This is a genomic window from Mycetocola sp. Y171, assembly GCF_056713165.1.
This window is the reverse complement of the sequence record NZ_JBWYGX010000001.1, coordinates 709,764-724,963: the sequence shown is the minus strand read 5'-3', so window position 1 is coordinate 724,963 and position 15,200 is coordinate 709,764. Positions and strand designations below refer to the sequence as shown.

General features: G+C 65.9%; 12 protein-coding genes. All 12 read left to right on the top strand.

Translation table 11 applies throughout. The features are described from left to right. The first annotated feature begins 208 nt into the window (after window positions 1–208). Complete coding sequence (chvE, locus tag AC1M2K_RS03390) at window positions 209–1,285, top strand: multiple monosaccharide ABC transporter substrate-binding protein (protein ID WP_480238445.1); 1,077 nt, start codon at window positions 209–211, stop codon at window positions 1,283–1,285. A 98-nt stretch (window positions 1,286–1,383) separates the two neighbouring features. Then, window positions 1,384–2,913 carry a multiple monosaccharide ABC transporter ATP-binding protein gene (mmsA, locus tag AC1M2K_RS03385; RefSeq protein WP_480238008.1) on the top strand — a complete coding sequence of 510 codons (1,530 nt, stop codon included), beginning with the start codon at window positions 1,384–1,386 and terminating at the stop codon, window positions 2,911–2,913. A gap of 31 nt (window positions 2,914–2,944) precedes the next feature. After that, window positions 2,945–4,186, top strand: coding sequence for a multiple monosaccharide ABC transporter permease (gene mmsB / locus AC1M2K_RS03380; protein ID WP_480238007.1), 1,242 nt, complete (start codon window positions 2,945–2,947; stop codon window positions 4,184–4,186). Window positions 4,187–4,251: 65 nt separating this feature from the next. Further along, window positions 4,252–5,571, top strand: coding sequence for a hypothetical protein (locus tag AC1M2K_RS03375; RefSeq protein ID WP_480239840.1), 1,320 nt, complete (start codon window positions 4,252–4,254; stop codon window positions 5,569–5,571). A 26-nt stretch (window positions 5,572–5,597) separates the two neighbouring features. Beyond that, entirely contained in the window at window positions 5,598–6,332 is a 735-nt protein-coding gene (locus AC1M2K_RS03370) for an L-ribulose-5-phosphate 4-epimerase (protein WP_480238005.1), read from the top strand. Beyond that, window positions 6,325–7,842, top strand: a complete 1,518-nt coding sequence (araA, locus tag AC1M2K_RS03365; protein WP_480239839.1) for an L-arabinose isomerase — start codon at window positions 6,325–6,327, stop codon at window positions 7,840–7,842. Before AC1M2K_RS03370 ends, araA begins: the two co-directional genes overlap by 8 nt. Before the next feature lie 220 nt (window positions 7,843–8,062). Beyond that, on the top strand, window positions 8,063–9,052 hold the full coding sequence (locus AC1M2K_RS03360) for an ABC transporter substrate-binding protein (RefSeq protein ID WP_480239838.1): 990 nt from the start codon (window positions 8,063–8,065) through the stop codon (window positions 9,050–9,052). Between the two features lie 88 nt (window positions 9,053–9,140). Continuing rightward, the gene (locus AC1M2K_RS03355; RefSeq protein WP_480239837.1) at window positions 9,141–10,676 is read left to right on the top strand and encodes a sugar ABC transporter ATP-binding protein; all 1,536 of its coding nucleotides are present in this window, start codon (window positions 9,141–9,143) and stop codon (window positions 10,674–10,676) included. Beyond that, complete coding sequence (locus AC1M2K_RS03350) at window positions 10,673–11,704, top strand: ABC transporter permease (RefSeq protein ID WP_480238001.1); 1,032 nt, start codon at window positions 10,673–10,675, stop codon at window positions 11,702–11,704. Before AC1M2K_RS03355 ends, AC1M2K_RS03350 begins: the two co-directional genes overlap by 4 nt. Beyond that, entirely contained in the window at window positions 11,701–12,723 is a 1,023-nt protein-coding gene (yjfF, locus tag AC1M2K_RS03345) for a galactofuranose ABC transporter, permease protein YjfF (RefSeq protein ID WP_480238000.1), read from the top strand. The genes AC1M2K_RS03350 and yjfF overlap by 4 nt, the downstream gene beginning before the upstream one ends. A gap of 119 nt (window positions 12,724–12,842) precedes the next feature. Continuing rightward, window positions 12,843–13,865 carry a LacI family DNA-binding transcriptional regulator gene (locus AC1M2K_RS03340; protein WP_480239836.1) on the top strand — a complete coding sequence of 341 codons (1,023 nt, stop codon included), beginning with the start codon at window positions 12,843–12,845 and terminating at the stop codon, window positions 13,863–13,865. Between the two features lie 139 nt (window positions 13,866–14,004). Next, complete coding sequence (locus AC1M2K_RS03335; RefSeq protein WP_480239835.1) at window positions 14,005–15,111, top strand: glycerate kinase; 1,107 nt, start codon at window positions 14,005–14,007, stop codon at window positions 15,109–15,111. Window positions 15,112–15,200 lie beyond the last annotated feature (89 nt).

Below are 15,200 nucleotides of genomic sequence, written 5' to 3'. Positions count from 1 at the left end.
AAGGAGTCCCCACACCTTTTCGCGGTTACCCGCATACCCCGCCTGCTTCGGCAGCCGGATCGAGCACGGCATTCATGGACGCAGCCTGCTCACGCGGAACACCACCCCCTGTCTGAGATTTCAGGCGACAAAGACGTCCATGGCACCGATTACAGAGAGGTAAAACACAGTGAAGAAGATTCTCATCGCGACACTCGCGGCAGGCGCAATGGTCGTGTCGCTCGCAGCGTGCTCGCAGGGCGGCTCAGGCGAAGGCGACGGAGCGGGCGGAGGCGCCCTCGTCGGTGTCGCCATGCCCACCAAGTCGAGCGAGCGCTGGATCCAGGACGGCAACGCCGTCAAGGAGCAGCTCGAAGCCGAGGGCTTCAAGGTCGACCTGCAGTACGCAGAAGACGACATCCCCACCCAGGTCTCGCAGATCGAGAACATGATCACCAAGGGCGCAGAAGCCCTGATCATCGCTTCGATCGACGGCACGACGCTGACGCAGGTCCTCCAGGACGCCGCTGACGCCGAGATCCCCGTCATCGCATACGACCGCCTCATCCGCGACACCGAGAACGTCAGCTACTACGCGTCGTTCGACAACTACAAGGTCGGCGTCCAGCAGGCCAACTCGGTGCTCAACGGCCTCGGCCTCGTCGACCTCGAAGGCGCACCGGTTGACGGCGCTCCCGAAGGTCCGTTCAACATCGAGATGTTCGCCGGCTCACCCGACGACAACAACGCAACCTTCTTCTGGAACGGCGCTCAGGACACCCTGAAGCCGTTCATCGATGCAGGCACGCTGGTCGTCAAGAGCGGCCAGACGAGCTTTGAGCAGGCTGCCACGCTCCGCTGGGACGGCGAAACCGCCCAGAAGCGCATGGAGAACATCCTCACGTCGAGCTACTCGGACGGCACCAAGGTCAACGGCGTTCTCTCGCCGTACGACGGCATCTCCCGAGGCATCATCTCGGCTCTGACCGACGCAGGTTACACGGTCGGTGACGAATGGCCCATCATCTCGGGTCAGGACGCTGAGCTCGACTCGGTCAAGGCCATCAACTCCGGCGAGCAGTTCGCAACCATCTTCAAGGACACCCGCAAGCTGGCAACGGCCGCGGTCGAGATGACGGTTGCCGTTCTGAACGATGAGGAGCCCGAGGTGAACAACACCGAGGACTACGACAACGGCAAGTTCGTCGTCCCGTCCTTCCTCCTCGAGTCGCAGATCGTCGTCAAGGACAACATCAACGAAGTCCTGGTCGAGTCCGGCTACTGGACCGAAGAAGAAATCGGCTAACACCGGTTCACTGCTGCACGCCGGTGGGGGAGTAGATTCTCCTCCACCGGCGTACAGCCAGCAATGAAGCAGGTTTTCGGTATGGAGAAGGTGCGAAAGTGACCACAAACATCCTCGAGATGCGCAGCATCACCAAGACGTTCCCCGGTGTCAAGGCACTGTCGGACGTCACACTCGACGTTGAGCGGGGCACTGTCCACGCCATCTGCGGTGAGAACGGGGCAGGCAAGTCGACGCTCATGAAGGTGCTCTCGGGTGTCTACCCGCACGGCACGTACACGGGCGACATCGTCTTCGAAGACGAGACCGTCGAGTTCAAGGACATCCGGGACTCGGAAGCTAAGGGCATCGTCATCATCCACCAGGAGCTCGCGCTGAGCCCCTACCTCTCGATCGCCGAGAACATCTTCCTCAACAACGAACAGACCGGCGCGCTCGGTCTCATCGACTGGAACAAGACCAACCACGAGGCGGCGAAGCTGCTGGCCCGGGTCGGCCTGAAGGAAAACCCGACCACCAAGATCCTCGACATCGGTGTCGGCAAGCAGCAGCTCGTCGAGATCGCCAAGGCGCTGTCGAAGCGGGTCAAACTGCTCATCCTCGATGAGCCGACCGCTGCCCTCAACGACGAGGACTCCGACCACCTGCTCGACCTGATCCTGCACCTCAAGGAGCAGGGCATCACGTCGATCATCATCAGCCACAAGCTCAACGAGATCAAGAAGGTCGCAGACACGGTCACCGTGATCCGCGACGGCAAGACGATCGAGACCATCCAGAAGACGGATGTCACGGAAGAGCGCATCATCAAGGACATGGTCGGTCGCGACCTCGAACACCGCTACCCGGATCACACGCCGAACATCGGCGCCGAGATCCTGCGTGTCGAGGACTGGACCGCCCACCACCCGCAGGACCCCACCCGTGTCATGGTCGACAACGTCAGCCTCAACGTGCGCGCCGGTGAGATCGTCGGCATCGCCGGCCTGATGGGCGCCGGACGTACCGAGTTCGCCATGAGCCTGTTCGGACACACCTACGGCACGCGTATCTCGGGCAAGGTGTTCAAGCACGGCATCGAGATCAAGACGCGCACCGTCTCCGAGGCGATCAAGAACGGCCTGGCCTACGCCACTGAGGACCGCAAGCACTACGGACTCAACCTGCTCGAGGACATCAAGCGCAACATCGCCCTCGCCTCGCTCGACAAGCTCTCCAACAACGGACTCGTGAACGACAACGAGGAATACAAGGTCGCCGACGGCTATCGCAAGAGCATGAACATCAAGGCGCCGAACGTGCTGGCCAAGACGGGCAAGCTGTCAGGCGGCAACCAGCAGAAGGTCGTGCTGTCGAAGTGGATCTACTCCGACCCTGAGGTGCTCATCCTCGACGAGCCGACCCGCGGCATCGACGTCGGCGCCAAGTACGAGATCTACGCGATCATCAACGCCCTCGCCGCCGAAGGCAAGGGGATCATCGTCATCTCCAGCGAACTTCCCGAGCTCCTCGGCATCTGCGACCGCATCTACGCCCTCAGTGAGGGACGCATCACCGGCCAGCTTCCGATCGAGGAAGCCAACCCGGAATCCCTTCTCAAGCTCATGACCATGGAAAAGCCGCGCTAGCGCGCCCGGCACCACCAAGGAGAACCTCGACATGTCAAACACCCAGACCCCGGTGACCGAAGAAACCGCTGCAGGCGGCGGAATCCACCCCACCGAGAACAAGTTCACCAGCTGGCTCAGCCACCTGGTCTCCGACCTCGGCAAGAACGGTATCTTCCTCGCCCTGCTGGCGGTCGTGCTGTTCTTCGCCATCGTCACAGACGGCATCCTGCTGCGCCCGCAGAACATCTCGAACCTCATCGTCCAGAACGGGTACATCCTCGTCCTGGCCATCGGCATGGTGATGATCATCATCGCCGGCCACATCGACCTCTCGGTCGGTTCGGTCGCCGCATTCGTCGGCGCCTGCTCGGGTGTGTTCGCCGTTTCGTGGGGTCTTCCGTGGTGGCTCTCGATCATCCTGTCGCTCGGAATCGGTGCGCTCGTCGGTGTCTGGCAGGGCTTCTGGGTCGCGTATGTCGGGATTCCAGCGTTCATCGTGACGCTGGCAGGCATGCTCATCTTCCGCGGGCTCGCCCTCGTGGTCCTCGGCAACGCCAACATCGGTTCGTTCCCGGCCGAGTACCGCGCACTCGGAAACGGCTTCCTCAGCAACGTCTTCGGTGACCTCGAACTCGACCCGCTCACGCTCATCGTCGCTGCCGTCGCCGTCGTCGCCCTCATCATCGGTCAGTTCCGCACCCGCAGCGCCCGCCAGAAGTACGGCCAGGAGGTCGAGCCGATCGTCTGGTTCGTCGCCAAGCTCGTTCTCATCACCGTCGCGATCGGCTTCTTCGCCTACGCGCTTGCCAGCTACAAGGGCATCCCCATCACGCTCATCGTGCTGGCCGTCCTCGTGCTCATCTACGGCATCATCATGAACCGCAGCGTCTTCGGCCGCCACGTCTATGCAATCGGTGGCAACCGTCACGCCGCAGAGCTGTCGGGCATCAAGACCCGCAAGACCGACTTCCTCCTGTTCGTGAACATGGGCGTGCTCGCTGCCCTCGCCGGTCTCATCTTCACCGCCCGACTCAACCTTGCAGGTCCGAAGGCCGGAGACGGTTTCGAACTCGAGGCCATTTCGGCCGCATTCATCGGTGGAGCGGCCGTGCAGGGTGGCGTCGGTACCATCGGCGGCGCGATCATCGGTGGTCTGATCATCGGTGTCCTGAACAACGGTATGTCGATCCTGGGCCTCGGCATCGAGTGGCAGCAGGCCGTCAAGGGCCTCGTGCTTCTGCTCGCGGTCGCCTTCGACGTCTACAACAAGCGTCGCTCGGGCGGCAAGTAACGCACCCGCCCGGGTCGCAGGCGCTCTGCCGGCGACCCGGGCGATCCTCCATGAAAGAGAAGCGGATGCCCCTCCTCGGCGCGGTGCCGGACGGCGCGCGGCTGATCGCCGTGCTCGGCGGCGTGCCCGCGTCAGACGGAGTGCCGGTTCTCGGAGCCGAATCGCTCATCATCCCGCTGCAGTCCGTCGGCTACAACGTCCTGCTCGGCGCCGAAGGGGGCAGCGGCTTCTTCCCCAGGAAGCGGGATCTCGACCGACGCGCAACCGAACTGCTCGGCACAGTCGGACTAGCCGTGCAGCCGTCGACACCGATCCTCGACCTCGACATGGTCGACCGCCGGATCGTCGAACTGGCACGGGCCCTGGCCAGGACTCCGGAGCTGATCATCGTCGATGACCGGTCCCTGGCGTTCAGCGCCGACGAATCCCGGCGCTGGTACGCGGCGCTCGCCCGGGCGGCAGACGTGACTCCGGTCGTCGTCGCCGTGCAGGGGATCGCAGAGCTGAGACGGTCTCCGCGTCCTCTCGACGCCGTGAGCGTCATCCGGAACGGCACGGTCGTTGGCACGACGAGCCCGACGGACAGCGCCAGGCTGATGGACCTTCTCGTCGGCGACGACGAGCGGCCGGCCAGGCCCGCCCGCGTGTTCGGGCCTGTCGTTCTCGAGCTCCGGGACATTTCGGTGTCGCATCCGGTCCATCGGAACCGGCCGGTCGTGGAGGACGCCTCCCTGTTGGTACGTGCGGGCGAGATCGTCGGCCTCGCCGGCGCGCAGGACCTTGTCCTCGGCGTCTTCGGATCATCCTCAGGCGGTCGGGTCGACGGCACCGTCCTGCTCGACGGCGAACCGGTCGACCTCTCCTCCGTCGAGCGCGCAATCGCCGCACGCGTACTGTTCATCTCGGAGTACCCGCCCGCATACGACGTCGGCCTGATCGGTGGCATCCCGACAAGCGTCTCAGGGGAGTCTCTGGCCCGGCTGGCGAAGATGGGGATCATCGACCCCAGGCGGGATTACGTTCCCCGGCGTGCCCCGTCGATGCTCATCGACGCCATCCCCGGCGGCCGGTCGCGGCCGTCCACGAAGGACATGGACGACGTGCTCGCCGGATGGGCCGCGACGCCGCCACGTGTCGCGCTCCTCACCGAGCCGTTCTCCGGACTCTCGCCTGCGGAGAGCAAGGCCAGGCGCGACCTCATCGAAGCCATCGCAGAAGCAGGGGCGGCCGTTGTGCTCGAGGCCGGGGACGCCGCCCAACTCGTCGGCGTGTGCGATCGCTTCGTCGTTCAGAGGGGCACCCGCCTCGCCGCCGAACTCACGGGCGCCGATGCCACCGCCCGTGGCCTGGCCGAACTCAGCATCCGCACCGACTTACAACGTTAGAATTGACCGAAAAGAGAGAGGCTCGCGTGAGCACCTATTCCCCTGAGATCGAAGTCGCCATCGCCCGGGTCCGGGCAGACGTCTCCCGCCTGCACGGCGAACTCGTGCGCTACGGCCTCGTCGTCTGGACCGGCGGGAACGTCTCCGGCCGAGTGCCGGGCGCCGACCTGTTCGTGATCAAGCCGTCAGGCGTGAGCTACGACGACCTGGCACCCGAGAACATGATCCTCTGCGACCTCGACGGCGCCGTCATCCCCGGAACCCCCGGCTCCGAGCGGTCGCCGTCGAGTGACACGGCAGCGCACGCTTACGTCTATCGCCACATGCCAGAGGTCGGCGGTGTCGTGCACACCCACTCCACCTACGCGGTGGCGTGGGCGGCGCGCAACGAGCCGATCCCGTGCGTGATCACGGCCATGGCCGACGAATTCGGCGACGAGATCCCCGTCGGTCCGTTCGCCATCATCGGAGACGACTCGATCGGTCGCGGCATCGTCGAGACGCTCACCGGCCACCGAAGCCGCGCCGTCCTCATGGCCAACCACGGCCCGTTCACCATCGGCAAGGATGCGAAGGATGCCGTCAAGGCCGCCGTGATGGTGGAAGACGTCGCCCGCACCGTGCACATCTCCCGCCAGCTCGGCGACGCCGTGCCGATTCCCCAGCCCGCCATCGATTCGCTGTTCGACCGCTACCAGAACGTCTACGGCCAGGCGCCGCAGGGCGCGCTCGCCGATTCCCAAGGAGACACACATGCCTAAACTCACCACCTCGCTCGATGCCTACGAGGTCTGGTTCCTCACCGGAAGCCAGAACCTCTACGGTGAAGAAACACTCAAGCAGGTCGCCGACCAGTCGCAGGAGATCGCGCGGACGCTCGGGGCCGCATCCGACGTCCCGGTGAAGGTCGTCTGGAAGCCCGTGCTCAAGGACTCCGAATCGATCCGCCGCGCGGCTCTCGACGCAAACTCCGACGACAAGGTCATCGGCCTCATCGCCTGGATGCACACGTTCTCACCGGCGAAGATGTGGATCGCCGGCCTCGACGCGTTGAAGAAGCCGCTGCTGCACCTGCACACGCAGGCCAACGTGGCGCTGCCGTGGGGGGAGATCGACTTCGACTTCATGAACCTCAACCAGGCCGCGCACGGCGACCGGGAGTTCGGCTACATCCAGACCCGTCTCGGCGTCTCGCGCAAGACGGTCGTCGGCCACGTCTCCAACCCGGCCGTCACCGCGCAGGTCGGCACGTGGATGCGCGCCGCCGCCGGGTGGGCAGCCACCCACGAGCTCAAGCTCGCGCGTTTCGGCGACAACATGCGATACGTGGCCGTCACCGAGGGCGACAAGACCGAGGCAGAGCTGCGGTTCGGCGTCCAGGTCAACACCTGGGGAGTCAACGAACTGGCGGATGCCGTTGCCGCGGCATCCGAGAGCGACATCGACGCCCTCGTCGCCGAGTACGAAGAGCTCTACGACGTCGTCCCCGAGCTCCGCAAGGGTGGCGACCGCCACTCCTCGCTCCGCGACGGAGCAGCGATCGAGATCGGCCTGCGCTCGTTCCTCGAGGAGGGCGGCTTCGGCGCGTTCACGACCTCGTTCGAAGACCTCGGTGCTCTCAAGCAGCTCCCGGGCCTTGCCGTGCAGCGCCTCATGGCCGAGGGATACGGCTTCGGTGCCGAGGGAGACTGGAAGACCGCGATCCTCGTGCGCGCGGCGTCCGTCATGGGCGCAGGCCTCCCAGGTGGCGCCTCGCTCATGGAGGACTACACCTACCACCTCGTCCCAGGGGAGGAACAGATCCTCGGCGCCCACATGCTCGAGGTCAGCCCTGGTCTCTCGTCGGCGAAGCCGACACTCGAGATCCACCCGCTCGGCATCGGAGGCAAGGACGACCCCGTGCGCCTGGTCTTCAACGCAGACCCCGGCCCAGCCGTCGTCGTCGCCATGAGTGACATGCGTGACCGGTTCCGTCTCGTCGCGAACGTCGTCGACGTGATCGAGCCGGCGGAGGCACTGCCGAAGCTGCCCGTCGGCCGCGCGGTGTGGAAGCCTCAGCCGTCGTTCGCCACGTCGGCATCAGCCTGGCTGACCGCGGGTGCCGCGCACCACACGGTCATGTCGACCGCGGTGGGCGTTGACGTGTTCCGTGACTTCGCCGAGATCGCGAAGACCGAGCTGCTCGTCATCGACAACGACACCACGCTCGACGGCTTCGCTCGCGAGGTCCGCTGGAACAACGCGTACTACCGCCTGGCGCAGGGCTTCTAGGGAACATCGACGAGAGGGGCGGGTGCCATCGGGCATCCGCCCCTCTTCGTGTGCCGTTTGTGATCGCTCACAATTGATCGCGAAATATTCCATAAGACTCTTGTGCTCGTCATTTTGTGAGCGCTAACATTCGAGGCACGGCCAGAATGGACTGGCCGACCGGCACCACGACACAGCAGTGCGAATCCCGTCGTCGCCGGCCGAACAAGGAGGTTTGGTTGTGAAAAAGACACTCGGAGCAGCAGTCGCGATCGGCGCGCTGCTCCTGACACTCACCGGTTGCGCCCAGGGGGGCGGGGGCGGTGACGCGGGGGAAGGGCCCAAGGACCCGGCCGACATCACCGTCGGGTTCGCCCAGGTCGGAGCGGAGAGCGGATGGCGCACGGCAAACACCGCAGACATCCAGTCCGCTTTCGAAGAGGCAGGCATCCCGCTGAAGTTCTCCGACGCCCAGCAGAAGCAGGAGAACCAGATCAAGGCGATCCGGTCGTACATCCAGCAGCAGGTCGACGTCATCGCCTTCTCGCCGGTCGTCGAGACCGGATGGGACGCCGTTCTCAACGAGGCCAAGGATGCCGGCATCCCCGTGGTGCTGACCGACCGCGCCGTCGACAGCAAGGACGACTCGCTCTACGTGAGCTTCCTCGGCTCGGACTTCATCGAGGAGGGCAAGAAGGCGGGTGAGTGGCTGGTCGAGCAGTACAAGGACTCGACCGACCCGGTGAAGATCATCCAGCTCGAGGGAACCACAGGTGCTGCACCGGCGCTCGACCGCGCCGAGGGCTTCGCCGAGGTCATCAAGGCCGACGAGAAGTTCGAGGTCGTCGCGTCGCAGACCGGTGACTTCACCCGCGCAGGCGGAAAGCAGGTCACCGAGGCGCTGCTGAAATCGAACCCGGACGTCAACGTGATCTACGCACACAACGACGACATGGGCCTCGGCGCGATCGAGGCGATCGAGGCAGCGGGACTCGTCCCAGGTGAGGACATCACCATCATCACGATCGACGCGGTCAAGGACGGCATGCAGGCCCTCGCCGATGGCAAGATCAACTTCATCGTCGAATGCTCGCCGTTGCTCGGCAAACAGCTCGTCGACATCGTGAAGAAGGTCGTCGCAGGCGAAGAGGTCGAGAAACGCATCATCACGGAGGAGACCACCTTCACCCAGGAGCAGGCCATCGAGGCGCTGCCCGACCGTCAGTACTAGGCAAGACAGCGAGCCGGGGCCGGGCCGAGAGGTCCGGCCCCGATACGCTGCGACAGGCATCCGTCCCTCAGCGCAGAGAGATTCCAGCATGACCGAACCACAGCCAGCCGTCGCGATGGAGCACATCTCGATCAGCTTCCCCGGGGTGAAGGCCCTCGACGACGTCAGTTTCCGGATGTTCCCCGGCGAAGTCCATTCACTGATGGGCGAGAACGGGGCCGGTAAATCGACCCTGATCAAGGCGTTGACCGGCGTGTACCGGATCGACAGCGGCGTGATTCTGCTGGGCGGCGAATCCGTCTCGTTCAGCGGTACCGCCGAAGCGCAGGCCGCCGGCGTCTCGACCGTCTACCAGGAGGTCAACCTCCTCACCAACCTCACCGTGGCCGAGAACATCATGCTCGGCCGCGAACCCCGCAGGTGGGGCGGTATCGACTGGAAAGCCACCCGCAGGCGTGCTGCCGAACTGCTGAAGCGCCTCCACCTCGACATCGACCCGAACTCGCGGCTCGGCTCCCACTCGCTCGCCGTGCAGCAGCTCGTCGCGATCGCCAGGGCCACAGACATCAACGCCCGCGTGCTCATCCTCGACGAGCCGACATCGAGCCTCGACGCCGACGAGGTCCAGGAACTGTTCCGAATCATCAGGAACCTCAAGAAGGACGGAGTCGCGATCCTCTTCGTCTCCCACTTCCTCGACCAGGTCTATGAGATCTCCGACCGGCTCACCGTGCTGCGCAACGGCAAGCTCGTCGGCGAGTACCTGACCGACGAGATCCTTCGGATCGAACTCGTGCAGAAGATGATCGGCAAGGAACTCACCGTCCTCGAGGCACTCGAACGCAAGACGAAGGCGCAGTCGGTCGACGAGGACGCACTCGTGCCGTACATCAGCGCCATCGGCCTCGGCAGGAAAGGGTCGATCGAGCCGATCGACCTCGAGGTGTACGAAGGTGAGGTCGTCGGCCTCGCCGGGCTTCTCGGCTCCGGTCGCACCGAACTTGCGCGCATCCTCGCCGGAGTCGACCGGGCGGATGCCGGAACGCTCACCGTCGCAGGGGCGACCAGACGCATCCGCAATCCGCGCCAGGCGATCCGAGACCGCATCGTGTACTCCAGCGAGAACCGGAGGGAGGAAGGCATCCTCGACGATCTCTCCGTCCGCGACAACATCGCCCTTGCCCTGCAGGCAGACCGCGGCTGGTTCCGGCCGATCCCCAAGAAGCGGCAGAACGAGCTCGCCGAGAGCTACATCCAGGCCCTCAACATCCGCCCAGCGAACCCGGACGCGCTCCTCAAAAACCTCTCGGGAGGCAACCAGCAGAAGGTGCTCCTTGCCCGCTGGCTCGCCATCGCACCGCGACTCCTCATCCTCGACGAGCCGACACGAGGCATCGACGTCGGGGCGAAAGCCGAGATCCAGAAGCTCGTGTCGAATCTCGCCGAGAACGGGATGAGCGTCGTCTACATCTCCGCCGAACTCGACGAGGTTCTCCGGCTGAGCCACCGGGTCGCGGTCATGCGCGACCGCAGGATGGTCGCCGACATCGAGAACGACGATCTCACCACGGACAACCTGCTGGCGATCATCGCCGAAGGCGCTGAAACGGAGGCGGTCGCATGAGACGACTGATGGCACACCGGTTGTTCTGGCCGGTCGTGATGCTGCTCGTGCTGCTGCTGATCAACCTGATCGCGTTCCCGGGGTTCTTCTCCGTCCAGGTCCGCGACGGGCACCTCTTCGGCAGCCTCATCGACATCCTGCGCAACGGCTCACCGACCCTCATGATCGCCATCGGCATGACCCTCGTCATCGCCACCCGCGGGATCGACCTGTCGGTCGGCGCGATCTGCGCGATCTCCGGCGCAGTGGCCTGTTCGATCATCCTCGGTTCATCGGACCCGGGCAGCCCAGGCACCGTCGCCGTCGCCGTGATCGTCGCGATCCTCATCTCCCTCGTGCTCGGCCTCTGGAACGGTTTCCTCGTCTCGATCCTCGGCATCCAGCCGATCATCGCGACGCTGATCCTGATGACCGCGGGGCGGGGCGTCGCCATGCTCATCACGGAGGGGCAGATCCTCACGGTGAACAGCCCGCCGTTCAAAGTGCTCGGCTCCGGCTTCTTCGGAGGTCTGCCCGTCTCAGTGCTCATCGCAGCTGCCCTCTTCCTCTTCGCGCTGCTCATCACGAGGCGCACAGCGCTCGGACTGATGATCGAGGCTGTCGGGATCAACCCGGAGGCATCCCGCCTCGCCGGTGTCCGGTCGCGTGGCCTGCTCATCAGCGTCTACGTGTTCACGGCATTCTGTGCCGCACTCGCCGGCCTGGTGCTGACCAGCAACCAGACGGCAGCGGACGCCAACAACACCGGGTTGTTCATCGAACTGGATGCCATTCTGGCCGTGGTCATCGGCGGAACGTCACTCGCTGGCGGCCGGTATTCGCTGTTCGGGACCCTGATCGGTGCGCTCGTCATCCAGACGCTCGTGACGACCGTCTACACCGTCGGGATCCCCCCGATCGCGACCATGGTGTTCAAAGCGGCCGTCGTCACCGCCGTCTGCCTGCTCCAGTCCCCGCGGACCACCGAACTGATCGACTCCTGGCATCGTCGCAACGCCGCCCGCCGCATCTCGGAGGTTTCCGCATGACCGCCATCGCCCCGTCCCCGCAGCGGCCCGCCACGCCTGTCCGGGCATTCGACCGCATACGAGACGCTCTGACCAACCCGAAGTACGGGCCCGTCATCGTGACAGCAGTGCTGCTGGTCGGGATGTTCGTGGTCGGCGCCTTCCGTTACCGGGGGTTCACGAACCCGCAGGTGATCGCCAACCTCTTCATCGACAACGCCTACCTGCTCGTGCTCGCCGTCGGCATGACCTTCGTCATCCTCACCGGAGGCATCGACCTCTCGGTCGGCGCCGTGCTCGCGATGTCGACGATGATCACGGCCAGCCTGCTGCAGTCCGGATGGTCTCCAGGGGTGATCATCCCGCTGGTGCTCATCCTCACGTCCTTCCTCGGGTTGCTCGTCGGGCTGATGATCCACTACTTCCAGATCCAGCCGTTCATCGCGACGCTCGCGGCCATGTTCCTGGCAAGGGGGCTCTGCTACGTGATCAGCAACACGACGATCTCGATCGTCGACCCGGTGTTCGTCGCCCTCGCGCAGACACGGATCCCGCTGGCACCCCGGCTGAGCATCACGCCGAGCGTGATCATCGCGGTGCTCGTCATCGCCGTGGCGGTCTACGTCCTCCACTACACGCGTCTCGGTCGCACGGTCTATGCGATCGGCGGGAGCGAGCAGTCCGGCGTGCTGATGGGGCTCCCGATCGCGCGGACCAAGGTGCTCGTCTACGTGATCAGCGGATTCTGCTCCGGCCTCGCCGGAGTGCTGTACAGCTTCTACACGCTGTCCGGCTACGCACTGACGGCGATCGGAACGGAACTGGATGCCATCGCGGCCGTCGTGATCGGCGGCACCCTGCTGACCGGCGGGTACGGCTTCGTCCTCGGCTCGGTCCTCGGCGTGCTCGTGCTCGGCACGATCCAGACCCTCATCACCTTCGACGGCAACCTCACCTCATGGTGGACCCGCATCTTCATCGGCGCGCTGCTGCTCGTCTTCATCATCCTGCAGAAGGTGCTGACGGCGAGACGGACGTGACCCGCGGCATCCGCCCGGAAACGTGGCCGGAGCTGTCGGGCGCACCGGGTGAGGCCCGTGAGGCGGGATAATCGAATGAGCATGCAGGGGCGCGAGTCGCCGGGCAGGAGTGGGCCGAGGTGGTGACGAACGAAGACGAGCGTGCGCGCGTCGCCAACATCTTCGATGTCGCGCGGCTCGCCGGAGTCAGCCACCAGACCGTCTCCCGGGTGCTCAACGACCTGCCGAACGTGCGGCCGGCCACGAGGGACCGCGTCGAGAAGGCGATCAAGCAGCTCCGGTACACGCCGTCGCAGGCCGCCCGCGCCCTCGTCACCCGGCGGTCGCGCACCATCGGGCTGATCACGACGGGCGGACCGGACTACGGGCCGTCGTCCACAGCGCTGCACTTCAACGACGCGGCTCGCGATGCGCGGTACGCCGTGAGCATGGCGAGCATGCTCGACTCAGATCCGGCCTCGCTGCGATCCGCCGTCGAGCTGCTCGTGCGACAGAACGTCGAGGCCATCGTGCTCATCGCTGCTCACGCCGGAGCGCTCGACGCGATCCTCGGCATCGAACTGGGTGTTCCGCTCGTGGCTGTCGACGCTGGCAGGCGCCCGGGGGTGCACAGCGTCGCGCTCGACCAGTACGCGGGGGCGCGTGCCGCCGTCGAGCACCTGATCGGGCTGGGGCACCGCGACATCCGTCACATCTCGGGCCCACGCGATTCGACGGACGCCTCCGAGCGGGTGCGCGGCTGGCGCGACGCGCTCGCTGAATCGGGTCTCGTCGCGCGTGAACACCTCGTCGGCGACTGGACCCCGGCGAGCGGACACCGCCACGGACTGGCGCTCGCCGGCGACCGCGAGATGACCGCCGTGTTCTCCGGGAACGACCAGATGGCGCTCGGGCTCATCCATGCGCTCACCCAGGGTGGGCTGCGGGTGCCGCAGGATGTCAGCGTCGTCGGATTCGACGACATCCCGGAGGCCGAGCACTTCGCGCCGCCGCTGACCACGATCCGGCAGGACTTCGACGGCCTCGGTCGCGACATCATGACCGAGCTTCTTGCCGTACTTCAGGATGAGCAGGCCGCCGACCTTCCGCGCATCGTTCCCGAGCTCGTCGTGCGTGAGTCGACGGCGCCACCGCGAGCCTGATTCGCCCGTGGTGTTTCTGGTGCTGCCGCTCGACAGGAGAGCCGCTGCTGGAGCGGCTGTCTGCTCGTGTTGAGCGTTCGTTCACGCCGGATTCTCCTGTTGGGCGTCACGCGGTGCCGGGTTCTGGCACTGTTGAAGCATGACCGACCTCAGAGTGGCGATCGCGCCAGACTCCTTCAAAGGCACAGCGACCGCGAGCGAGGTGACGGCGGCACTCGCTGAGGGCTGGTTGTCGGTCCGCCCGAGTGACACCGTGATCCGGATGCCGCTGGCCGACGGCGGCGAGGGAACGCTCGACGCGTTCGAGCTCGCGGTGGCCGATGCGAGGCGGATGCCGGTCACTGTGACCGGTCCCGCTGGCCGACCGGTCGACGCGAGCTGGATCCTCCTGCCGGACAACTCCGCGGTCGTCGAACTCGCCACGACGAGTGGCATCACCCTGCTCGATCCGCTGCAGCCGCTCGACGCGCACACCATCGGGTTCGGCGAGGCGATCGCCGCGGCCGTGGACTCGGGCGTCGACCGGCTCTACCTCGCGATCGGCGGAAGCTCGTCGACGGACGGCGGAGCAGGCGCCCTGACCGCGCTCGGCGCTGTGCTGTCCGACTCATCGGGGCAGCCGGTCGTGCCGGGCGGCCGCGGGCTCGCCACCGTCGCGGCGATCGATACCGCCCACCTCCGTGCACTCCCGGCCGGAGGCGCGACGATTCTCAGCGACGTGACGAACCCGCTGCTCGGCCCGCTGGGCGCTGCCGCCGTGTTCGGTCCGCAGAAGGGAGCAGACGAGGTGCAGGTCGCCGAGCTCGACTCCGGGCTTGAGCGGCTCGCATCCGTCCTGGGTGGAGACCCCTCGACGCCGGGAGCGGGCGCAGCCGGTGGAACCGGGTTCGCGCTCCTGGCCTGGGGCGCGACGGTCGCCGCGGGGGCAGAGGCGGTCGGTGAGGTGATGCACGCGCCGGAGACCGTGGCATCCGCGACGATCGTGATCACGGGGGAGGGACGCTTCGACGGGCAGTCGGATGCTGGAAAGGTGCCGTCATACGTCCGGTCGCTGGCCGAGCAGACCGGGGCATCGCCGCTGCTCGTGGCCGGCGCGATCACGGCCGAGCCTGACGGGTTCGCGCACGCGGTGTCGCTGACAGACCTCGCCGGAAGCGCCGAGGCCGCCATGACCGACACGGTGCACTGGCTGCGTGAGGCGGGGGCACAGCTCGCGCGGGCGGTCGACGCGCCTCCGGCAGGCTAGCCCGCGCTCGCGCGCGCGATCTGCTCACGTGTTCCGGACGTACTCACCCGTCACGCGAGGTGAGTGGGTCCGGAAGTGGCGAGTGCGCC

Bases quoted from the DNA above. Each gene is read 5' to 3' on its own strand.
- chvE (WP_480238445.1), top strand. From the start codon at position 209: ATGGTCGTGTCGCTCGCAGCGTGCTCGCAGGGCGGCTCAGGCGAAGGC.
- mmsB (WP_480238007.1), top strand. From the start codon at position 2,945: ATGTCAAACACCCAGACCCCGGTGACCGAAGAAACCGCTGCAGGCGGC.
- AC1M2K_RS03375 (WP_480239840.1), top strand. From the start codon at position 4,252: ATGCCCCTCCTCGGCGCGGTGCCGGACGGCGCGCGGCTGATCGCCGTG.
- araA (WP_480239839.1), top strand. From the start codon at position 6,325: ATGCCTAAACTCACCACCTCGCTCGATGCCTACGAGGTCTGGTTCCTC.
- AC1M2K_RS03355 (WP_480239837.1), top strand. From the start codon at position 9,141: ATGACCGAACCACAGCCAGCCGTCGCGATGGAGCACATCTCGATCAGC.
- AC1M2K_RS03350 (WP_480238001.1), top strand. From the start codon at position 10,673: ATGAGACGACTGATGGCACACCGGTTGTTCTGGCCGGTCGTGATGCTG.
- yjfF (WP_480238000.1), top strand. From the start codon at position 11,701: ATGACCGCCATCGCCCCGTCCCCGCAGCGGCCCGCCACGCCTGTCCGG.
- AC1M2K_RS03335 (WP_480239835.1), top strand. From the start codon at position 14,005: ATGACCGACCTCAGAGTGGCGATCGCGCCAGACTCCTTCAAAGGCACA.